The organism is Rhodococcus sp. IEGM 1351 (genome assembly GCF_030056875.1).
Taxonomy (GTDB): Bacteria; Actinomycetota; Actinomycetes; order Mycobacteriales; family Mycobacteriaceae; genus Rhodococcus_F; species Rhodococcus_F opacus.
In genome coordinates this window covers 18688-43744 of sequence record NZ_JASHKU010000032.1, presented here as the reverse complement: position 1 = coordinate 43744, position 25057 = coordinate 18688, and the positions used below count along the sequence as shown (strand labels likewise).

Annotated in this window: 1 protein-coding gene; it reads right to left on the bottom strand. The window is 69.3% G+C overall.

Annotation, left to right across the window (positions count from 1 at the left end; all coding sequences use genetic code 11):
• Positions 1-52: 52 nt before the first annotated feature.
• Positions 53-25009 (bottom strand): non-ribosomal peptide synthase/polyketide synthase, encoded by a 24957-nt coding sequence (locus QM806_RS35670; protein WP_283294519.1) that lies wholly within the window; start codon positions 25007-25009, stop codon positions 53-55.
• Positions 25010-25057 lie beyond the last annotated feature (48 nt).

The following is a 25057-nucleotide window of genomic DNA, read 5'->3' as shown; positions in this document are numbered from 1 at the left end:
CGACTGAACCTCTGCATCTTAGTGATGGCCGCGGTCAGGGGCGGCAGCTGCTTCACGGTCCGGAGTGGCCTCCCGATCCACGCAGTCTTCGGCCGATCACAGCCACCGGTACACGCCCGACCATGTCTGCGTGCACAGCATCGATGCGGTGTTCGGTGACGTCACCGCCGAAGTGTCGCCGCCAGTCCGGAACGAGTTCCGGATGATGATCGAGATCATATGCGGCCGTGAAGAACACGGCGTCGCCGCCGAAGTGCCGGGGCTGATGTGTCGACGCGATCTGCTCGAGACGGATGAGGAGCTCGCCCAGCGACCGCACACGATCGGCCGGCACCGCTGCTCCGAGCTCGGCCGGAAGGTCCAGCTCGGGCCGGTTGTCGCCGAGGTTCACGAGCGCCGCGCGGTGTTCCGGCAGCAGGGTATCGAGCATCGCGAGGGTGGCCACTTCGTGGCCCGCTTCGTGTAGTTGCACGGCCATCTCCTGTGCCACAGTGCCGCCCAGCGACCAGCCCAGCAGGTGGTACGGGCCGGTCGGCTGCACCGTGCGGATGGCGTCGATGTGGCGAGCGGCCAGCTCGGCGATTGACGAGGGCAAGTCCGTGTCACCGGTTGCCTGCACTCCGTACAACACACGTCCGGGGAGATGCTCTGCGAGGCCCGTGTAACACCACGCGATTCCCGCCGCAGGGTGGATGCAGAACAGTGGCGGACCGTCGCCCTCTCCGCCGAGGCGCACCACAGCGGCGAACGGATCGTCGGACGCCGACGTACCGGATTCGATGCGCTTGGCGAGTCGCGCGGCGGTGGGGTCGGTGAAGAGCCATTGCAGGGGCACGTCCCGGCCCAGCCTCGTGCGCAGTTCATCGGCCGCCGCCACCGCGCCCATGGAGGTGCCGCCCAGCGCGAAGAAATCTTGATCCGTGCCGATGAAAACCACTCCGATGACATTGGCCATTACGTCGGCGACCACTGTCTCCAGATATCCGGACGGCGGTGTCGTCCCTGTCGTGTCCGAATCGAATTCCGGCTCGGGAAGCGCGGATCGGTCGACTTTGCCCGACGGTAGAACCGGCAGGCTGTCCAGCACGACGACGGCGGACGGCACCAGATGTCGGGGCAGAACCGCGCGGGCGAATTCGCGCACAGTGCGGGCGGTGAGCGTGGAGTCGGGCTCCATCACCACGTAGGAGACGAGGACGAGCTGTCCACCGGGAGCCACGACCGGCGTGGTGATCACGAACCTGACGTCGGAGTGCCGGGCCAATGCGACGTCCACCTCGGCAGGTTCGACGCGGATGCCGTGCAGCTGCACCTGAGCGTCATTGCGTCCCAGATAGTCCAGAGCACCGTGTGCATTGCGGCGCACCAGGTCTCCGGTGCGGTACATCCGGTCTCCAGGTTTCCCATACGGGTTGGGGACGAACTGCGTTGCGGTGAGACCACGCCGCCCGAGGTAGCCACGGGCGACGCTGCTTCCGGACAGGTAGAGCTCACCGGTCACGCCGTCGGGCACCGGATGCAGCCTGGAGTCGAGCACGAGGGCGGCGGCAGCGTCGATCACGTCCCCGATGTCGACGCCGTCATCGACGCCGGCCGGTGTGAGCGGTCCTGCGACCGACGCCAGGATTGTGAATTCCGTGGGACCGTAGGCATTGAAGAGCCGATGACGCGACGCCCAGGTCGTCGCCAATGCCGACGGTAGGCGTTCGCCGACCGACACCACGGTCCGGGGCCCTTCGTCACCCAGGCTGTCGGCATCGAGAGTGGCCAGCACGGTGGGCGTCGCGACGAGATGGGTGATGCGCTCCCGGCGCACCACGTCGGCCAACTGATCGCCGGCATAAGTGAAGTCGGGGGCGATCACCAGGCTGCCGCCGGATGACAGCGCGTACAGCATTTCGAACAGTGAGGCGTCGAAGGTCGGGGAGGCCAGCTGGAGAACCCGCACGGCGCCGTCGATGTCGAGCACCGGCGCCTGCGCGGCAACCACATTCACCAGACCGCGATGCGGCACCACGACGCCCTTCGGCGTTCCGGTGGTGCCGGATGTGTAGATCACATACGCGGCGCCCTCCACCTGTGAGTACTTCTTAACCGCGGGTGGTTGATAAGTACTCACGGGTGGGATCCAAGGGATTGTGGACGGGAGCTCGGAGATGCGCTCGGGCACGGTCAGCCCCACCACGGCACCGGAGTTGGCGAGCATCCATTCCAGACGCTCGGTGGGATGCGTCGGGTCCAGCGACAGCCAGACCGCGCCTGCTTTCGCCACAGCCCACACGGCGGCCACCCAGTGCCGGCCACGACCGGTGGCGACCGCGACCACATCCTCGGGTTCGACGCCACGGTCCGAGAGCGCCCGGGCCCACCGCTCCGCCACGTCGTCCAGTTCTTCGTATGTCCACTGCGCTCCGTCGTCCTCTACGGCGACGGCGTGCGGGGTGGCGCGGACCTGTGTCTCGAAGATCTCGGCGAGGGTCTTCGGCTGATAGTTCCGTGCGGGGCCACTGACGAGGGCCGCACGTTCGCCCGCCTCGAGGATGTCGATGTCGCCGACCACCGCGGACGGATCGGTCAGGGCTGCGCCGAGGATACGATCGAAGCGCTGTGCCAGCGCCCGGGCGGTGGAGTCGTCGAACAGGTCCGTGGCATACAACAGCCGCAGCGTCAGCTCCCCCGACGATTCCGTGAAATCCCACACCAGGTCGAATTCTGCGGTGGCAGTAGTGGCTCCGACCGCCTCGGTTCCGGGCAGACCGCCCGGCTGCTGCGCTGCGTGCTGGTACGCGAGCACCACCTGGAACAGCGGGTTGTACGAGGTAGAGCGGCGGGGTGCCATGCGCGCGACCACGTCGTCGAACGGCACGTCGGCGTGGGCGAACGCGTCGAGGTCAGCCGAACGCACCTGCTGGAGGAGCGCGGCAAAGGTTGCAGCAGAGTTCACTTCGGTGCGCAAGGCGACGGTGCCGACGAACATCCCCACCAGCGCGTCGAGTGCCGGGTCGGGTCGTCCGGCAACGGCGGTCCCTATCACGACGTCCGGGTGCCCACCTTCGCGCGACAGCAGAACGGCAAGCGCCGCGTGCAGCACCATGAACACCGTGGCGCCCTGACTGCGGGCGACGTCGGACAACCGTTGACGCACTTCGGCGTCCAGGGTCCACTCGACGGTGGCGCCTTCGTGGCTCGGTTGGGCGGGCCGCGGACGGTCCGTGGGCAACGCGATCGGGGCGTCGACGCCGTCGAGCACCCTGGTCCAGTAGTCGAGCTGGGCATGGGCGACGCTGTCGGGGTCCGCGGGGTCGCCGAGGACCCCGCGCAGCCACACGCTGTAATCCGCGTAATCGACGGGAAGCGGCTCCCATTGTGGTTCGCGTCCTCCGCAGCGAGCGGTGTAGGCAGCTTCGAGGTCGGTGGCCAACCGCTCCATGGAGCCACCGTCCAGCGCAATGTGATGCACGACGGCGGCGAGCACGTGGTCGCCGTCGGCTTCGGCCCACAGTTGCACGCGTAGCGAGGTTTCCGACTCCAGGTCAAAGGGTCGCCGCACGAATTCCGCGACCTCGGCGGACACGTCGGCGCCGTGGACGGGACGCAGGTCGATGTTCACGGGGACGATCACCTGGTGTGGTCCGCTGTCGTCCATGGGAAAGACTGTGCGCAGCACGGCATGCCGCTGCACCACGTCGGTGAGTGCGTGCCACAGTGCGCCCAGGTCGATGTCGTCGCCGAGACGATGCACGAACACGAGATGGTGCATCGAAGCGCTCGGATCGACGCGGTGCAGCAGCCACATCCGTTGCTGCGCCGGCGACAGCGGAATCCGGGCGGCCGGGTCCCGTGGCGCCAGTGGAATGCGTGTCGCGACCGTGTGCCGCTCGTCGAGCCACCCGGCCATCCCGGCGGCGGTGGGATGTTCGAACAGCGTTCTGACGGGTACGTCCACGCGGAATGCCGCCGACAGCCGGCCTGTCACCGCGGTCGCAGACAGGGAGTCGCCGCCGATGTCGAAGAAGTTGCTGTGGGCACCGACGCTCACGCCGCCGAGCACTGTAGCGAACACCCCTGCAACCAGTTCCCCGGTCATGGTCCGCAGTGGCGCCGGCGAGTCGGTGTCGATCTCGACGTCGCTCGCTTCCAGCGCCCGCACGTCGAGTTTGCCGTTGGAGGTGAGCGGAAGGCTGTCGCGAATCATGATGCTCTCCGGCACCAGGTGTGCCGGGAGTTGTCTGATCAATTGCGCGCGGAGCGGTTCGGGATCCACAGCCGCCCCCGTGACGAAGGCGACCAGCCGACCGTGGTGCAGCAACACCACTGCCTGGGTGACACCGGGCTGCACCAGCAGGGCGGCCTCCACCTCGGCGGGCTCGATGCGCATGCCGCGCACCTTCACTTGACGATCGGCGCGTCCGACGTACGACAGTGTGCCGTCGACGCGGCGGTGCACCACGTCGCCGGTGCGGTAACGGCGGATGCCGGCGTGTCCGGCAACGAAGTTCGCGGCCGTCAGCGCTGGGTCCGCGACGTAGCCGAGGGCCAGTCCCAGTCCCTCCAAGTACAGTTCGCCGACGCCCCCGAGCGGTACCGGACGAAGCCGGTCGTCCAGGACAGCCGCCGTCGTGCCGGGGACGGGTGTGCCGATGGTGACGTCGGCGCCCACCTCTGCCAGGGTGGCCACCACTGTGGACTCGGTGGGCCCGTAGGCGTTCAGCATCAGCCGCCCCTCGCTCCACGCTGCGGCCTGTTCCAGGCTCAAAGGCTCGCCGCCCACGGCGACGACCTGGAGGGCGTCCAGTTCCCGCGGTTCGAGGGTCGCCAAGACGGAGGGTGTGGAGAGGTAATGCGTCACGCCCTGAGCGGTGAGCAGATGTTGCAGCTCGGCGCCGCCGTAGACGTCAGGGGGTGCGACCACGAGGCAGGCACCCGACCGGAAGGCCAGCAGCATCTCGAGCAGCGCTGCGTCGAAGGTGGGGTTGTAGCCGTGCAGTACCCGCGCCTCGGGGTGCACTCGGTACCTGCGGACGGCCTCGTCGGCGAGGGAACCCAGTCCGCGGTGGGTGACGGCCACGCCCTTCGGGGTGCCGGTCGATCCGGACGTGTAGATGATGTACGCCACCGACGGTTGCGCCGACCCCTGCGCCTGCGTCACCATCGCGTCCCGGCGTTCGCCGGGGTGGGTCGGGTCGAGCGGCAGGAAGGTGGCCCCGGTCCGGGTCACGGCCCAGAGTTCGATCACGAAGTCGATCGAGCGCGGCATGCAGATTTCCACGACCGTTCCGGGTCCGGCGCCCTCGGCGCGAAGCTGACCGGCCCGGAGTTCCGACGCCGCGGCCAGTTCGCGGTAGGTGAGTGTCCGGGTGCCGTCGGTGAGAGCCGGACGGTCGGGGTGCACGGCAGCGGTGGACAGGAGGATGTCGGTGAGGGTGCGGATGTCGTCGGCGGGCCCACCGGTGAGCGGAGGTGCCGGAGCCAGGGCGATCTCCCCCACCATCACTTGCGGATCGAGTGTGACAGCGTCCAGCACCTGGCCCAGGAGGGTCGCCAGTGAGGCTGCGGTACCGCGGTCGAACAGGTCGGCGGCGTAGGCGACGGCCCCGTCCATACCGCCGGGTTTCTCGCCGTCCCAGTGTTCGCGGACCGTCACGTGGAGGTCGAATTTCGCTGTGCGGGTGTCGACTTCCCGGACTTCTACGCGAAGGCCGGCCACGTCGACGGCAGGAAGGTCGAGGTTCTCCACTGCAAGTGCGACCTGCGGTGTGCGTCCCCCGAGCAGGTCGGCGATCGATTCGAAGGGCACGTCGGCGTGCTCGAACGCATCCACGTCGAAGTCGCGCACCTGGGCCAGCAGTCCTGCGAACGGCATGTCCGGCTGGACCTGCGCCCGCAGAGCGAGAGTGTTGACGAACATTCCGACCAGCGGGTCGAGGGTACGGTCGCCCCGGCCGGCCACCGCGGTGGCAACGGTGACGTCGCGCTGCGCACCGAGCCGCGACAGCAGCACCGACAGTGCCGCGTGCAGCACCATGAACGGCGTGGCGCGGTGGTCGTGAGCCAACCGGTGCACCGCTCGCTGGACCGCGCCGGGGATCCGGAAGCTCACCACCCCGGCGGCGCCGTCCGATACATCGATGCTCGGTCGCCTATCCGGGATGAGTGCGGCACCCGACTCGGCACCGTCGAGCGCGCGCCGCCAGTGCTCGACACCGCGCGCCGAGTACTCGCTGCGGAGCAGTTCCTGCTCCCAGAGCGCGTAGTCGGCGAAGTGTATGGACAACGGCGCCCAGTCGGGTGTGTCTCCGGCGCGACGAGCGTCGTAGGCGGTGAGTACGTCGGTCACCAGAGGGGTGAGCGACCAGCCGTCGGCGGCGATGTGGTGGAGCACCACGGCCAACACGTGCGAATCGGGACCGATCTGCAGCAACCGGACCCGCAGGGGCATTTCGCAGGTGAGGTCGAACCCCTCGGACGCGAATGCGGCCACCACGGATTCCACCGACTCCGGGTGCGTGTCCTGGGGCGTGAGGTCCAGCTCGCCGGCCGGGAGGATCTGCTGGTGGGGCAGTTCCCCCGCCGCGGCGGGGTACTGGGTGCGCAGTACTTCGTGGCGGGCAACGACGTCCGTGAGCGCCGCCGACAACGCGAGCACGTCGAGTGGCCCGTCCAGGCGGAGTGTCGCGGGCTGGTTGTAGGCCGCGGACGACGGGTCGCGGCGGTTGAGCACCAACATCCGGTACTGACTGCGCGACAATGGAATTCGATCCGGACGCGATTGCGAGACGAGCGCGGGCCGCAGGTCCGGTTCGCGGACGGCACCATCGAGTACGGTGGCAAGTTCCGCGATCGTGGGGTGCGTAAAGAGGCTGCGCAACGGGACCGGGTGGCCCATCACCTCGGAAAGCCGGGCTGTCAGCTGTGTGGCCAGCAGCGAGTTGCCGCCCGCATCGAAGAAGTGCGCTCCGCGACCGGCCTCGGGCAGTTCGAGGACCTCGGCGAAGACCGCGGCCACGGCACGTTCGGTATCCGTGGCGGGCGGTTCGTGTTCGCCCGCAGCGAGTTCGGGCGTGGGCAGGGATCGCAGATCGAGCTTGCCGTTGATCGTCTGCGGCGGCGAATCGAGCACCACGACGGCCGTCGGTACCAGGTACGACGGCAGCAGTTCGGCCAGGCGACGCCGTAGTCCGTCCGCGTCGAAGCCTGTGTGCCGCGGCAACACGTACGAGACGAGTGAGTCGGAGCCGGTGGGTGTGGGGCGGACGATCGTGGCCGCGAAGTCGACGTCGGCGACGCGGGCGATGGCGGCGTCGATCTCACCCGGTTCGACGCGGACTCCTCGGATCTTGACTTGGCTGTCGTTGCGGCCCATGTACTCCAGTTCGTCACCGCCTCGCCAGCGCACCAGGTCACCTGTGCGGTACAAGCGTGTGCCGTCCGGGCCGGCGACGAAGCGTTCCGCCGTCAGCCCGGGTTGTCCGGCGTAGCCGCGGGCCAGCGCACCGCCCGACAGGTACAGCTCGCCGGGCACGCCCACCGGCACGGGGCGTAGCCGCTCGTCGAGCACGAGGGCGGCAACGCCCGGGATGGGTGTGCCGATGGTCACCGGCGCTCCGGACGACAGCGGACGAGTCGCGATGGTGTACATCGTCGACTCGGCGGGGCCGTAGCCGTTGATCAGCCGGCGTTCAGGGGCCCAACGGTCGACCAGTTCGGCTCCGAGCCGCTCGCCGCCCACCATCAGTACTTCCAGGTCGGGCAGTGCGAAGTCGCCGACGGTCGCGAGAACGGTGGGGGTGACACAGGCGTGGGTGATCCGTTCGCGGCGAAGCAGCTCACCCAGTGCGGGGCCGGCGAACTCGGTGTCGGAGGCAATCACGAGTGTGGCCCCGGATGCCCCTGCGATCAGTACCTCGAGCAGGGTCATGTCGAACCCGGCGGCGGCGCGGTGCAGCACGCGCGATCCCGGTGCGGCGCCGAAGCGCGACGCGACGTCCGCGTCCAGCGCGCCTAGGCCGGAGTCTGTCACCACCACGGCTTTGGGTGTGCCGGTGGTGCCGGACGTGAACACCACATACGCCGTGCCGGTCGCCCGCGGCAGGCTGTCGGCGATACCCCTCATCACGGCCACCCGCGCTGCGGGCAGAGCCGGGTCTATCAGGACGGGCGCTGCGCCTGCTTTCGCGATCGCCCACAACCTCGCCACCGACTCGGTCGAACGAGGCGCCGACCAGACGACGGCCTCACCCGGCCGCACACCCGATTCGAGCAGTTCGCGCGCGATGACGTCGGAGCGGGCGTCGAGTTCCCGGTACGTCAGTTGCGTGCCGGAGTCGCGGACCGCCACGGCATTCGGCGCCACCTGGGCGCCGCGAGTGATCATGCCCCGCAACGTCAGCGCACCCGGTGTGCGGGGTCCGGTTGCGGGAACCAGGACGGAACGCTCGCGCGCGCTCAGCAGGTCCACATCGCCCACGGAGCTGTCGGGGTCGGCTGTGACAGCCTCGAGAAACCGCACCAGCTGCGCTGCGAACTCGACGACGGTGGCGTGGTCGTAGAGTTCCGCGTTGTAGCCGAAGTGGAGTGCCATCGGCTCACCGGGGCCGGACTCGGCGACGGTGAGCTGCAGATCGAAGTTCGCGTGCTCGACGTCGGGGATCACCGGGGTCACGGTCAGCCCGGGCAGGCTGAGGTGTCCGGGGCGGTGTCGCTGCATCGACAGTGCCACCTGGAACAGCGGGTGCTGCGATGCCGATCGCGGCGGGTTGAGCAACTCCACCAGCGTCTCGAACGGCATGTCGGCGTGGGTGTAGGCCGCGATGTCACGTTCGTGTACCTGGGCGAGCAGTTCGGCGAAGCTGGCGGTCGGGTCGACGGTTGCCCGCAACACCAGGGTGCTGGCGAACATGCCGACTACGTCGTCGAGTTGCGGGTCGGTGCGGCCGGCTACGGCGGTGCCGATGGGCACATCCGGGCTGCCGCTGTACCGAGACAGCAGCGCCGCGAGTGCGGCGTGCAACACCATGAACGTCGTAGCCCGGTAGGTGCGCGCCAGCGCGGTCAGTGATTCGTGCAGCGCGGCGTCCACCACCACCGAGTGGGCGGCGCCCTCCCCCGACGGGATGGCGGGGCGGGCACGGTCGGGCGGGAGCGTCACCTGTTCGGGCAGCCCCGCCAGGGCAGTCGACCAGTAGTTCGACAGTGCGTTCTCGAGGTTCGCGCTGTCCTCGGCCAGCATCCGACGCTGCCAGATGCTGTAGTCGCTGTATTGCACGGGCAGCGAGGACCATTGGGGTCCGACGCCACTCAGCCGGGCCTGATACGCCTCCAGGGTGTCCCTGATCAGCGGGGTCAGCGACCATGCGTCGGCGGCGATGTGGTGGACCACCAGGGTGAGCACGTGGGTGGTTGCGGCGGTCCGGTAGAGGCGCGCCCGCAGCGGCGGTTCTGCGGCCACGTCGAAACCGTCACCGGTGAGTGCCCGGACGTGGGCGTCGACGGCGTCGTCGGGAATGGCGATCGCAGTGAGGTCCAGCGGGATCTCGTGGGCGTCGAGCACCACCTGCCGCACACCGTCGGCGGTCCGTGGGTACACGGTGCGCAGGGTGCGGTGACGTTGCACGACGTCGCGGGCCGCCGCGGCCAGCGCCTCCACGTCGAGGTCGCCGTCGAGTCGGACGATGAGCGGAATGTTGTATCCAGCTGCGCCCGTGTCGAACTGGTTGAGGATCCACATCCGTTCCTGCGCCGGCGAGAGCGGAAGCTGCTCACCGAGGGAGGCTGGCACCAGCGGCGGTCGGCGGCGGCCGTCCCCGGCCCGCTCCTCCACCCGCGTCGCCAGTTCGGCGACGGTGGGTACCTCGAAGAGGTCGCGGACCGTCACGTCCGTGTCGAAGACGGCGCTGAGCCGGGCGGCCACCCGGGTGGCGATCAACGAGTTGCCGCCCAGGTCGAAGAAGCTCTGCCGGGCGCCGACCTCGATGCCGCCGAGAAGCTCGGCGAATACACCTGCGACCACTTCCTCGATCGGCCCGTGGGGTGCATGGGAGTCTGCAGCGAGGACGGTCGGTTCGGGCAGCGTGTGCCGGTCCAATTTCCCGTTGGGGGTCAGCGGGAAGGTCGGGACGGGCACCACCGCGCCCGGTACGAGGTACCCGGGTAACACAGACCGCAGGTAGCCGAGGAGTGTGCGCGGGTCCGTTGCGCTCACCACGTAGGCCACCAGCTGGTCGCCGACGGCGCTGCCCCGCAGCATCACTGCGGCGTGCTCGACGTCGGGGCGCCGCAGAAGTGTCGCCTCGATCTCTCCGGGCTCGATGCGGTAGCCGCGCACCGCCACCTGGGTGTCGGCGCGGCCCAGGTGGTCGAGTTCACCGTTCGAGCGGTATCGGGCGAGATCTCCCGTCCGGTACATGCGGGTGCCGGGGGTGAAGGGGTCGGCGACGAACCGTTCCGCGGTGAGCGCGGGGCGTCCCATGTAGCCGCGCGCGACCTGTGCGCCGGAGACGTACAGTTCGCCGACCGTCCCCGGGGGCACGGGATGCAGCGACGCATCCAGAACGTAGGTCCGCAGTCCCGGCAGCGCCCTGCCCACCGACCGGCGCTCATCTCCCGACTTCAGGTCGTGTCGTGTGACGTGCACGGTGGTCTCGGTGATGCCGAACATGTTGACCGCGCGCACGTTCGGGTGGTGGCCGAGCCATGATGCCACGAGCGTGTGGTCGAGTGCCTCACCGCCGAAAATCAGCAGCCGGAGCGAGGAGCTGTCGAGGTGCTCGACGAGTTGCCCGAAGGCGGACGGCGTCTGGTTGAGGACGGTGACGCCTTCGCGTACCAGCAGATCGGCGAATTCGTGGGGTGAGCGGGCGAGGTAGTGGTCGACCAGTACGAGTCGTCCGCCGGTGGTGAGGGCGCCCCACATCTCCCAGACCGAGAAGTCGAAGGTGTGTGAGTGGAACATCGTCCACACGTCGCCCGGGCCGAAGCCGAAGTCCTCGCGTGTGTTCGCGAGCAGCGACAGTACGTTGGCGTGGGTGACCGTCACGCCCTTCGGCTGCCCGGTGGAGCCCGACGTGTAGATCACGTACGCCGCTCCCCCAGGTGAGCGGCGAGGCGCACGCGTGGACACCGTGCCACTCACCTGCGGCATCTCGGAGATCACAACCGCCGGCGCAGCGTCGTCGAGCAGGTAGCGGATGCGTTCGGCGGGGTAGTCGACGTCGATGGGCAGGTATGCGGCACCGGCGCGGATCACCGCGAGCATCGCCACCACCAGATCGACCGAGCGAGGCAGCACGAGGGCAACCAGGTCTTCGGCTCCCACGCCGGTTGCCCGTAGGCCCTCGGCCATCTCCGCTGAGCGGTGATCCAGGTCGCCGTAGGTCACCGTGGTGTCACCGAACGTGATCGCCGCCGCGTCGGGATTCTCGGCGGCGCGGTGCTCGAACAGTTCTGCCAACGATGACGCTTCCCATAGCGCGCCGTCGACACCCGAAACACTCGCGTTGCGTTCGGACTCGCTGAGGACGTCGATCGACCCCACGGGCACCTGCACATCGGTAGCTATCGCCCGCAGCACCCGCAGCAGACGCTCCGCCCACCCCTCGACCGTCTCGGAATCGAACAGCTCTGCCGGATAGACGAATACGCCGTCGAGACCGACCGGTTCACCATCTTCGCCGCGCTGTTCTCTTATCGATACCTCGAGGTCGAACCGGCTGGTGCCGGTGCCCAGGTCACGGCCGCGCACATCCAGCCCCGACATCGTCGCAGCCGGAAGAGACCCGAAGTTGTCGTACGCCAGCATCACCTGGAACAACGGGTGATGCCCGACCGAGCGGGTAGGCGCGACCGCATCCACGACCAGGTCGAACGGCACCTCGGAATGGGCGAACGCGGCGAGGTCGGTTTCGCGAACGGCGGCGAGTAGGGCGTCGAACCCAGCACGTGGGTCGATCCGGCTGCGCAGGGCCACGGTGCCGACGAACATGCCGACCACGTCGTCGAGCGCCGGGTCGATGCGCCCCGACGTGGGTGTGCCGATGGCGAGGTCGTCGGCACCGGTCAGCTTGGACAGCAGGACGGCGAGTGCGGCGTGCAGCACCATGAAGGGCGTCGCGTTCTGCTGCCGAGCCACTGTTTCCAGGCGTCGGTGCAACTCGGCGGGAACCGAGAACGGGAGGTGCCGGGCGGTCAGCCGATCGGTGCCGGGTCGTGGCCGGTCGGTGGGCAGCGGCAGCAGGGTGGGCAGTCCGGCGAGTGCGGATGTCCAGTAGTCGAGTTCGCGTCGCATACGACTGTCAGGGTCGGCGGCGTCGCCGAGGAGGCTGCGCTGCCACCGGGCGTAGTCGGTGTAGGCGACGGGAAGCGGTGCCCAGTCGGGAACACGGCCGGATGTCCTCGCGTGATAGGCGATAGCCACGTCCCGGATCAGCGGCCCGAATGACAGGCCGTCGACGGCGATGTGGTGCAGCACCACTGCGAGGGTGTGGCGGTACGGCGCGACCTCGAACAGAGCGGCGCGCAGCGGTGGCTCGGTGGTGAGATCGAATCCGCGGACGGCGAAGGCGGTCTCGTGCCCGGTGGGCGTGAGGTCGACGGCGGCGGGCACGACCTTCTGGACGGGTCCGGTCTCGGTGTCGGGGAAGACGGTGCGCAGCACGGTGTGGCGGGAGACCACGTCGTGCAGGGCGGCAGTCAATGCAGTGACGTCCAGGTCACCGTCGAGGTCGACGGCGAACGGCACGTTGTAGGCGGGAGACTGGGGGTCGACCCGGTTGAGCAACCACAGCCGTTGCTGCGCGTAGGCGAGCGGCGCCGGCTGGTCGGCGTGCTCGGCGACGAGCGGTGGACGCTGGTCACCGCCCTCCTCGATCAGGGCGGCGAGCGCGGCAACGGTGGGGCGGTCGAACAGGTCACGCACACCGATACGCAGTCCGGACATCGCTGACAGGTGCGAGACAACCCGGGTCGCTGACAGCGAATTTCCGCCGAGAGCAAAGAAATCCGCGTCGGCGCTGATGTCGGGGATCCCGAGGACAGCTGCCACTGCGTCCGCGACAGTTTGCTCGACGGGGGTCCGCGGGGGCCGGGTCGCCGCCGGAAGTTCGGGTGCGGGCAGGGCGTGACGGTTCACCTTGCCGTTCACCGTGAGCGGCACGGCGTCCAGCACGGTCACAGTCGCGGGCACCATGTAGTGCGGCAGACGCTCCGCCACGTACCCCCGCAATGCTGCGGGGTCGAGCTCGACGGTGCCGTGGACGTACGCGGCGAGGACGTTGTCGTGCAGCACGGTGACGGCGGTGTCGACTCCGGGCGCCGACCACAGCACCGCGTCGATCTCGCCGAGTTCCACACGGAATCCACGGATCTTGAGTTGGCTGTCGGCGCGACCGACGAACTCGAGGGTGTGGTCTGCGGTCCAGCGCACCAGGTCGCCGGACCGATACATACGACCGTATCCGTACGGGTTCGCGACGAATCGTTCCGCCGTCATATCGGGCGCACCGAGGTAGCCGCGGGCCAGCGCCGGACCCGACAGGTACAGCTCACCGATGACACCCACCGGCACCGGCCGAAGCCGGGCGTCGAGCACCACCGCGGACGCACCGCGGATCGGACGGCCGATGGTGATCGGGTCGCCGGACTGCAACTCGCTGCTTCCGGTGGCCCACACGGTGTGTTCGGTGGGTCCGTACAGGTCCACGACAGTCCGGTTCCAGGCCCATCGCTCCAACACTTCCGGCGGGCACGCCTCCCCCACCACGGCCAGGAACTCGAGCGAGTCCAGGCCTTTCGGGTCCATCAGCGCGGGAACCGAGGGGGTGGTGGTCCAGTGGGTGACGCGTTCGCGGAGGAGCAGGTCCCTCAACTCGTCTCCGCCCACCACGCCCGGTGGGGCGATCACCAGGGTGGCGCCGCCGATAGCGGCCACCAGAATTTCGTGGAAGGCGCCGTCGAAGCTGGGGGCCGCGAAGTGCAGGACGCGGGAGTCGGGCCCCACTCGGTAGCGGGCACGGACCTCGGCGGCGTGGTTCGCGAAGCCGCGGTGAGTTACCACGACGCCCTTGGGTTCGCCTGTCGACCCGGACGTGAAGACCACGTACGCGGGGTGATCCGCCGAGAGCGGCAGGACGCGCTCGCCGTCGCCGATCGGTGCCGAATCCCCCTGCCTCTCGCGCGCATCGATCCACACGAGGCCGTCGGGAACGAGCTCGGCGTCGTGTGCGATCGCGACGCGCACTCCAGCGGCGGTGAGGATGCGGGCGGTGCGTTCGGCCGGATGGTCCAGGTCGATCGGCAGCGACGCGGCACCGCTACGGGCAACGGCCCACACCGCGGTCACCGAGTCGATCGAGCGCGGCAGCATCAGCGCCACCGCGTCCTCGGGTCCGATGCCCAGTCCGATCAGCTTGCGCGCCAGCCGGTTCGCTCGCTCGTTCAGCTCACGATAGGTCAGCTCGTCCTCGCCGCACCGCACCGCAACGTGTGTGGAGTTGCCACGGAGAAGCTCAGGAAGGGTGATCGGCGAGAGTGCCACCTCCCCGCGCGCGGGGACCAGGTCAGCATCCTCGGACGGCTCGAGCACGTCGAGATCGCCGACGGCCACCGACGGGTCCGCTACTGCCGACTGAAGCAACCGCTGCAGCAGTCGCGACCACCGGACGATGGTGACACGGTCGAACAGTTCGGTCGGATAGGCGATCACGCCGTCGAGTCCGGCTGCGGCGCCGTCCTCGGCGTGCCGTTCCCGAATCTCGATCTCCAGGTCGTAGCGGCTGACGCTGCTCGGGGTGTCGCGACTGCGTACGGTGACGTCGTCGAATCGAATCTCGGCTTCGGTGAAGTTCTGGTAGGCGAGCATCACCTGGAACAGCGGGTGATGCGTGGCGGAGCGAGTCGGCGCGACGGCGTCGACGACCCGGTCGAACGGTTGCTCGCTGTGCGCGAATGCCGCCAGATCCGCGACGCGGGTGGAGGAGACCAGGTCGGCGAACGGGATCCTCGGATCCACCCGGGTACGCAGAACGACGGTGCCGACGAACATGCCCACCAGATCGTCCAGGACGGGATCTCCGCGACCGGACACCGGCGTGCCGACGGCGATGTCGTCGGCTCCGCTGAGGACGGCCAGGGTGGCGGCCAGGGCACTGTGCACCACCATGAACGGGGTAGCGCTGCATCGTCTGGCCAGTTCCTCCACGGCACGGTGGGTACTCGCGTCCACCGTGAACGGGACGTGATCCGGGGTGGTCGCCGTCGCCGGGCGCGGCCGGTCGGTGGGTAGCGGCAGCCGCTCCGGCAGTCCGTCGAGGGTGCTCTTCCAGAACGCGAGGTCTCGGTCAGCGCCCTCCTCCACGATCCCCCGGTGCCATCGGGCGTAGTCGCCGTACCGGACCGGTAGGGCGTCCCAACCGGGGGCGTTGCCCTCCCGGCGCGCGCGGTACGCGGCCATCAGGTCGCGGGTGAGCGGAGCCACCGAGAGTCCGTCGAAGACGATGTGATGGGCGGCGGCGACCACGGTGTAGCCGTGGGTCCCGCGGTCGAAGAGCCGGACGCGAATCGGCGTATCCCGTGTGAGGTCGAACCCCTCGGCTGTCAGTGCGGCGATCGCCTCGCCGAGTCCGTGCTCGTCGACCGGAACCGGGCTCAGATCGAATGCCACCTCAGATACCCGTTGCACCGCTCCGGTCTCGGTCCCGGTCTCCCGGAACACCGTACGCAGCGGCTCGTGGCGGTCCACCACGTCCCGCACGGCCGCGGCCAGCGCGTCCACGTCGACGGCGCCGCTCAGGTCCACCGCGAACGGGACGACGTAGTCGGCGGAGCCGGGGGTCATCCGGTCGAGCAGCCACAACCGGTCCTGCGCCGGTGCGAGAGGCGCTTCGCGCCCGTGCGTGGTCGACGAGTGCAGAGACTCCTCGCGCACGCACGGGCTGCGGAGCAGCCTGGATGTCAACGCCGCCACGGTGGGAGCCTCGAAGACGTCGCGCACACTCACCTGCCGGTCGAGCGCATACCCGACCCGCGACGCCAGGGTGGTGGCGGTCAGGGAACTGGCGCCGGCCGCGAAGAAATCCGTCTCGGCATCGATGAACGGCAGGCCGAGCACGTCCGCGATCACCCGGGCCACGACCTCTTCGGTGGCGCCGCGCGGCTTCCGTGACCGCACCACGGTCGATCCGGGGTCGGGCAGCGCGGCCCGATCCACCTTGCCGTTGGCGGTCAGCGGCATCGCGTCCAGGACCGTCACCGAACCGGGCACCATGTAGTGGGGCAGCTTGTCGGCCGTGAATGCTTGCACTGCAGCCGGTTCCACCGATCCGGTCACGTACGACGCCAGGGTGGTGCCGTGCACCAGCGTCACCGCGCTCTCGACGCCCGGTGCCGCGCGCAGTGCGGCATCGACCTCGCCGAGCTCCACCCGGAAACCGCGGATCTTCACCTGATTGTCGGCGCGCCCCACGATCACCAGTTCGTGCGACGGCGTCCACCGGGCCAGGTCGCCGGATCGGTACATCCGAGTGCCGTTGCCGGACGGGTACGCGATGAACCGTTCCGCCGTCAGCCCCGGCCTGTCGTGGTAGCCCCGTCCGAGGCTCTCCCCCGCCAGGTACACCTCACCGGTCACACCGACCGGAACCGGGCGCAGCCGCGAATCCAGTACCAGCACTTCGGTTCCCTCGATGGGGCCGCCGATGGTCAGCGGACCGCCCGGGGTGAGGGGTGCGCTCATGAAATTGACGATGGTGGTTTCGGTCGGCCCGTACCCGTTGACGACGATGCGTCCGGGGGTCCATCGCTGAGCGAGTTCCCACGGCAGGTCTTCGCCGGCCAGGTCGATCATCCGCAGGTCCGGTACCGACGACGGCTCCAGTGACGCCAGCACACTCGGTGTCACCATCACGTGGGTGACGCGTTCGCGGCGCAGCACACCGGCCAGTTCGTCGCCGGCGAGCACCCCGGGCGGCACGATCACCAGGGTGGCGCCGGCGGTGAACGCTAGCAGCATCTCGTTGATGGAGAGGTCGAACGACGGCGACGCGACGTGCGCCACGCACGCCTCCGAATCGAGGAGTCCCAGCGTCGCGTTCGCGTCGGCGAGCGGGGCCAGCCCGCGGTGAGTAACCACCACGCCCTTGGGCATTCCGGTGGAGCCGGAGGTGTAGAGCACGTAGGCCGGATGGTCGACCCGCAGCGGCCGCACGCGGTCACCGTCGGTCACCGCGGCCGCGTCACCCGGGCCGTCGGCGACGTCGATCCACACGATACCGTCGGGCACGTGCGACGCGTCGGCGGCAAGTGCCACCGTGGCACCGGAGTCGTGGAGCATGTATGCGATCCGCTCCGGCGGATATTCCGGGTCCACGGGAAGGAATGCGGCGCCGCTGCGCGTGACGGCCCATACGGAGACGATCGACTCGATGGACCGCGGCAGCATCAGGGCCACCAGATCCTCGGGCCCGATCCCGCGCGCGATCAGCCGCCGGGCCAACCTGTTGGCCCGGGCATCCAACTCGCGGTAGGTGACCTCGACGCCGGCGCACCGCACGGCCACCCCGTCGTGCATACCGTCAAAGAGTTCGGGCAGAGGCGCGGACGGTATGGCGATCGGCCCGACGCGCGGTACCAGTGCGGCGCACTCGTCCGGATCGAGTAGGTCCAGATTCCCGACAGTCACCGACGGATCCGATGTTGCGGCGAGGAGTACTCGCTGGAGCAACGCCATCCACCGGTCGATCGTCTCGGTATCGAAGAGTTCGCCCGGGAAATTCACGTCCGCGTGCAGTCCGTCGGGGGTGCCGTCGTCCGAGCGTCGCTCGCGTACGGTCAGGTCCAGGTCGAACGGTCGAGCGTGGGTCTGGACGTCCCGTACCCGGGCTGCCAGACCCGGCAGTGCCACCTCGGCTGCACCGAAGTTCTCGTACGCCAACATCACCTGGAACAGCGGGTGTTCGAGCTGGCCGGATTCCGTGCCCTGCTGTCGCACGACCTGCTCGAAGGGCACGTCGGCATGCTCGAACGCCCCGAGGTCCGCTGCCCGCACCGTCTCGAGGAGATCCGCGAAGCTCGCGGCGGGGTCGATCGGGGTGCGCAGCGCCAGGGTGCCGACGAACATGCCAACCAGATCGTCGAGTGCCGGATCCGCGCGACCACCAGTGGAAGTGCCGACGACGACGTCGTCGGTGCCGGTGAGGGCACGCAGCAGGACGGCGACCGCTGCGTGCAGCACCATGAACGGGGTCACGCCGTGCTCGCGCGCCAACCGGACCAGCGCACGGTGCTGTTCGGCGCCCACAGCGAACGTTGTGTGTCCCAGCGTGAGCGCGCCGGCGGGTCGCGGTCGGTCCAGCGGCAACGGCAACACCGCCGGGACCTCGTCCAATGCCTCTGCCCAATAGCCCAGTTGACGGGCGGCGAGGCTGTCGGGGTCTTCCGCGTCTCCGAGTACTTCTCGCTGCCACAGCACGTAGCTCGAGTACTCCACGGGCAGCGGCGCCCAGTCGGGAACGCGGCCGGCGGTGCGCGCGGAGTAGGCGACGGCAAGGTCGCGCAGCAGCGGCCGCAGGGACGGTCCGTCGACGGCGATGTGGTGCAGCAGGATGGCAACTGTGTGTCGGTCGCGGGCACGCTGCGACAGGGTCACCCGAATCGGAACCTCACGAGTGAGGTCGATTCCGGAGCCGGTGACGCCTTCCAGAACGCAATCCGCCTCCTCGAGCACCACCTGCTCATCCAGCGAGGGGAACACCGTGCGCAGCAGCCGATGCCGGTGTTGCACATCCCGGACAGCGGCCCGCAGAGCCTCCACGTCCAGGGTGCCGTCGAGGTCCACCTCGAATCCCATGGCGTACGGATCGGCGGCGGGGTCGCGCTGGTTGACCAGCCACAGTCCCTGCTGTTGAACCGACAGGGGCACCGGTCCCGACGTCTCGCGGCGGCCGAGCGCCGGGCGATCGGCGGCCCCCGTCACGTGGGCGGCCAGTTCGGCCACGGTGGGGTGGTCGAAGATGTCGCGCACGGAGACCCGGCGTCCCAACACCGATCCCACTCGGGCGGCGAGACGTGTCGCTCCCAGCGAGTTTCCGCCGAGGTCGAAGAAGCTCTCGTCGAGACCGATGTCCGGGGTCCCGATTTCGGTCGCGAAGGCGGCGGCCACCAGTTCCTGCGTCGCGGTGCGCGCTTCCCGGCTCGATGTCGCCCGGATCACGGGTTCGGGCAACGCCGCCCGGTCGACTTTCCCGCCACGCGTCAGCGGCAGGCTCCCGAGGGCGGTCACGGATGCGGGAATCAGGTGCCGGGGCAGGTGCTGCGTCGCGAAGGCGAGCACGACGTCGGTATCCACGTCGGTTCCGTGGACGTAGGAGTGCAGGGTGCCGCCGCGCGCGATCGTGACCGCCGTGTCGACTCCGGGTGCCGCCCCCAGGACCGCATCGATCTCGCCGAGTTCTACGCGGTAGCCGCGGATCTTCACCTGATCGTCTGCGCGTCCGGCGAATTCGAGGTGGTGCGAGGCGGTCCAGCGGACGAGGTCCCCGGTGCGGTACATGCGACCGCCCGCATGCGGATTGGCGACGAAGCGTTCCGCCGTCCACCCGGGTCTGCCGACGTATCCGCGGGCGAGGCCCGGTCCGGCCAGGTACAGCTCCCCCACGACGCCGACGGGGACCGGACGCAGCGCCGCGTCGAGCACCAGCACCGACATGCCGTCGATGGGACTGCCGATGGTTACCGGGTCATCCGCGGCCAGTGGTCCGGTGCCGGTGGCCCAGATGGTGGCCTCGGTGGGCCCGTACAGGTTGAGCAAGGTGTGGCCGGGCGCCCACCGCGACACCAGTTCCGGCGGGCACACGTCCCCGGCCACGGCGACGACACGCAGGCGGTCGAGACCGTCGGGCTTGGTGAGAGCGAGGACGGCCGGGGTGGTGGTCCAGTGGGTGATGCGCTCACGCTGCAGGAGTTCCGTCAGCTCGTCGCCGCCGTAGACGTCGGTGGGCGCGAGGACCAGAGTCGCGCCGCACGCCGACAGCACTTCGTGGACGGAGGCGTCGACGCTCGGCGACGCGAACGCCAGTACCCGCGAGCCGCTGTCCACGGCGTAGGACTTCCGGAGAGCCGCAGCGTGACTCGACAGTCCGCGATGGGTGACGACGACACCCTTGGGAGTTCCGGTCGACCCGGAGGTGTAGATGACGTACGCGGGATCGTCCACCCACAGCGGGCGCACCCGGTCGGCGTCGGCGACCGGGGACGGGTTGTCGCCGAGGTGCTGCATGTCGCTGTCGGTGAGTACAGCGCGCGCCCCGGAGTCGGCGAGTATGTGCGCCACACGCGATTCGGGGTAGGTGGGATCGATGGGCACGAACGCCGCACCGGTGCGGGTGACCGCCCACAGCGCAGTCACCCACTCGACGGACCGCGGCAGTTGCACGGCCACCACGTCGCCGGGTCCGAGGCCGCGCTCGATCAGTTGGTGTGCCAGCCGGTTGGCCCGATCGTCGAGTTCCGCGGGGGTGAGCTCGACGGAATCGCTCACGACTGCGATGCCGGTGCCGTCCAGCAGCGCGGGCAGGGTGACGGCCGGTGCGGCGGCGGGTCCGTGTTGCGGGATCAGTGCGGCCCGGTCGGCGGGGTCGAGCAGGTCCACCGTCCGCACTGGGCTGTCGGGGCGCGCGACCATGGCTCGCAGCACCCGTTCGAGCAGTCGCGTCCAGCGGCGCACGGTGGTGTCGTCGAACAGTGCGCGGGAGTACGTGACGGCACCGAGCAACCCGGCCGCAGAACGGTCCGGTGAATGCCTTTCGGCCAATGCCAGTTCCAGATCGAAACGTGCGACCGGAGCGGGGACGGCGTACGGGCGCACCGTGAGATCGCCCAGGGTCAGTTCGGGTTCGGTGGCGGCGTTCTCGAATGCCAGGGCGACCTGGAACAGCGGATGATGCGGCGCCGACACCCCACCCGTCACGGCATCGGCCACCTGGTCGAACGGTGTCTCGGAATGTGCGAAGGCGTCCAGGTCGGTGCGGCGAACGTCCGACAGCACGTCGGCAAAGGTCTGATGCGCGGATACCCGGGTGCGGAGCACGACATTGCTCACGAACATGCCGACCAGCGCGTCGAGCGAGGGATGGGTGCGCCCCGATACCGCGGTCCCGATGGCGATGTCGTCGGTGCCCGCCAGCGCGCTCAATGTGACTGCCAGCGCGGCGTGCACCACCATGAAGGGCGTCGAATCATGCGTCCGCGCGAATTCTTCCACCGACCGGTGCAGGGCGGCGTCGAACGCCAGCGGTACTGCCCCTGCCGGGTGCAACCCTGCCGTGGGACGCGGGCGGTCGGTGGGCAGCGGCAGCAACTCGGGCGCACCATCGAGTTGGGTGGTCCAGTAGTCGATGTCGCCGGGGGCGGCGGCCTCCACGATGTCGCGATGCCATCGGGCGTAGTCGGTGTACTGCACGTCGAGCTCGGGCCAGCCCGGCGCGGTGCCGGAGCGACGTGCCTCGTAGGCGGTGATCACGTCACGGGTGAGCGGCGCGAACGACAAACCGTCCATCGCGATGTGATGGGCGATCACGACGAGGGCGTGGCGGGTGGGGGCGAGCTGGTAGAGACGGATGCGCACCGACGTCTCGGTGGTCACGTCGAAGCCGCGGCCCGCCAGTTCGGCCACGGCGGCGTCGAGTGCCTCGGGCACGAGCGGAATGGGTGTCAGATTCACGACGGCAGGAGTGACCACCTGCACGGGACCGTTGTCGGTGTCGGGGTAGACGGTGCGCAGCAGGACGTGCCGGTCGAGGACGTCGTGCACCGCCGCAGCCAGACTCGACGCATCCAGCTCACCGTCGAGTTCGACGACGAACGGCACGTTGTAGGCGGGCGATTCAGGCGCGGCCTGCGCCAGGAGCCACAGTCGCTGCTGCGCCGGCGCGAGTGGTGCTGCGCCCCCGTCCGAGTCGGCAGGCCGCAGCGGCGGTGTGTCCACGCGCAAATGCGAAGCGCCGACCCTGGCGGCCAGCAGCGCGATGGTGGGTGCCTCGAAGATGTCGCGCACCCCTACCGCGTGTCCCCGGGCCGAGAGTCGGGCAGCGACCTGCGTGGCGGACAGCGAATTTCCGCCCATCGCGAAGAAGTCGGCGTCGGCTCCGACGGAGTGCAGTCCGAGAATCTCGGCGATCACCGCGGCCACGAGTTCTTCGACCTCGCCGTGCGGCGCACGGGACGGTGACACGACCGGTTCGGGGAGGTGTGCGCGGTCGATCTTGCCGCTGGGGGTGAGCGGCATCTGCTCGAGCACGGTCACCGAGGCCGGCACCATGTAGTGCGGCAGCCGGGCGGTGGCGAAATCGAGCACTGCGGATGGGTCGGTCGCGCCGCTGACGTACGACACCACTGTGCCCGAGGATATTCCGCCACCGTGCACCACGGTGACGGCATGGTCGACGCCGGGCGCGGTGGTGAGCACGGCGTCGATCTCGCCGAGTTCCACCCGGAAGCCGCGGATCTTCACCTGGGTGTCGGTGCGGCCGACGAACTCGAGCAGGTGGTCGGGGGTCCACCGCACTCGGTCACCGGTGCGGTACATCCGCGACCCGGCGCCGTGCGGGTAGGCGACGAATCGCTCGGCTGTCAGCCGGGTGCGCCGGTGATATCCCCGCGCGACGCTCTCCCCCGCCAGATACAACTCCCCGACCACGCCGACCGGGACCGGACGGAGTCGGGTATCGAGCACGAGTGCGTCGGTGCCCGGCACGGGACGGCCGATCGTGACCGGCTCTCCCGGTATCAGCGGTGGGCTGAACAGGGTGGTGACGGTGGCCTCGGTGGGCCCGTAGCCGTTGACCATGACGCGGCCGGGGGCCCACGCCTCGACCAGTGCGCCGGTCAGAGCCTCGCCGCCGACGTCGAGGACTCGGAGGTCGGGCAGGTCCGACGGCACCAGGGTGGCTACGACCGCGGGGGTGAGTATGGCGTGCGTCACGCGCTCCGTGCGCAACAGCTCCGTCAGAATCTCGCCCCCGAAGACGTCGGGCGGCACGATCACCAGCGTGGCTCCGGCGGTGAACGCGAGCAGCAGTTCGTCCAGGGAGATGTCGAACGACGGGGAGGCGAAGTGCGCGACGCGGGCGGAGTCGTCGACGTCGTAGAGTCCGTCGCGCGCGTGGGCAAGGCCAGCCAGGCCCCGGTGCGTCACCGTCACACCCTTGGGCGTTCCGGTGGAGCCGGACGTGTAGAGCACGTACGCGGGGTGGTCGATGCGCAGCGGGCGGACACGATCGGCGTCGCCAACGGGTGACGAGTCGCCGGGCCGGTCTGTCACCTCAACCCAGTCGATTCCGGCGGGCACCACCAAGGCGTCCGCGGCGAATGCCACCGTGGTCCCGGAATCGGCGAGCATGAACGCGATCCGCTCTGCCGGGTAGCCGGGGTCGACGGGCAGGTAGGCGGCGCCCGAGCGCGCGACGGCCCACAGTGCCACCACCGATTCGGGTGAGCGCGGCAGCATCACGGCCACCACGTCTTCGGGGCCGATACCGCGCTCGATCAGCCGATGGGCGAGCCGGTTCGACCATGCGTCCAGCTGTCCGTAGGAAAGGTCGGCACCCGCATGCCGCAGTGCGATTGCGTCGGGGTCACGCAGTCCGGCGTCGAGCAATTCGGGCAGAGTCGCCGGCGGGACGGCGGGCGGGCCGGCGCAGGGCGCCAATTCCGATTGCTCGGCCTCATCGAGAATCCGCAGCGCCCCGACCGGGGTGTCGTCCTCCGCGCGGACGAACGTCTCGAGGAAGTCCAGGAACCGGCGGTAACGAGTGTGCAGCTCGCGTTCTTCGTAGAGCGTGGGGTTGGCCTCGAAGTCGATGCGTGTACCCCGCCCAGTTACCGATGGGTAAAGATTGAGGGCGAGGTCGTCCACCGGACCGCTGGTGAGTGGATGGAAGACACCGACGACGTCTCCGAGCACGATCTCCTGGTGGTAGATCATCAGGTTCACGGTGGGGCCGAAGCCGCCGCGCCGCGCACCGCCGTCGGGGAGGTCGCGTCGCATGTCTTCGTAGCGGTAGCGCTGGTGCCGCAGTGCCCCGGTGAGCTCGAGCTGCACCCGTCGGACGAGCTCCGCACCGCTCACCTCGCCGTCCACCTGCACGCGCAGCGGCACGATGTTCGACACCATGCCCGCCGAACGACGTGTGGCCGCGGTGGTGCGGGCAGACACAGGCAGGCTCAGCACGATGTCGGTGGTGCCGGTCATCCGTGCGAGGTAGGCGGCGAATGCGGCGACGACGACGGGGACGTCGGACGAATTCCAGCGTCGGGCAACGTCGCCGATGCTCTGGGAAATGCCGTCGGCGATGGTGCCGCCGAGGAGAAGTGAGGGTGCGACGGGTGGCGCTTCCCGGTCGGTGAGCCGGGCGGGGTCGGGCAGGCCGGCGATGCGCTCGGCCCAGTAGTTTCCGTCCGTCTCGAACCGGCTCGTGGATCGGTAGGCGTCTTCGGCGTCGTACAGCTCGCGCAGGCTCAGCGCCTTGGACGGCGGCGGTTCGGTGCCGTTCACGAGGTGGCTGTAGATCTCGGCCACACGGTTGGTGAGCACCATGCCGCCGTGGCCGTCGATGACGATGTGGTGGACGCGGGAGAACCAGAAGTAATGGTCGTCGCCGACGTGCAGCAGGCTGGCCATGATCAGCCGGTCTTTCAGCACGTCGAGCGGCCGGCAGCATTCCGCAGTCATCCAGCGGTGGGCCTCGGCGATTGCATTGTCGACGCCGCGTAGGTCTCGGTAGGAGATGGCATCGTCGATCTCGACATCCACTACCTGCAGAACCTCGTCGCCGTTGTCGATGAGGCTGACGCAGGGTGACTGGAGCTCGCGGCATGCACGGTCGGTGGCGTCCACCAGGAACCCCACGTCGACGTGTCCCTGGATCTCCACATACTGGGCGACGTTGAGGGGAACGCTAGGGTCGAGTTGCTGGGCGAACCAGATTCCCTGTTGTGCTCTCGACAGGGGGAACTCACTCACAGTGATTGTCCCCCGTCCATGTTTCCCGATCCGAGCAGAAATCGGGCC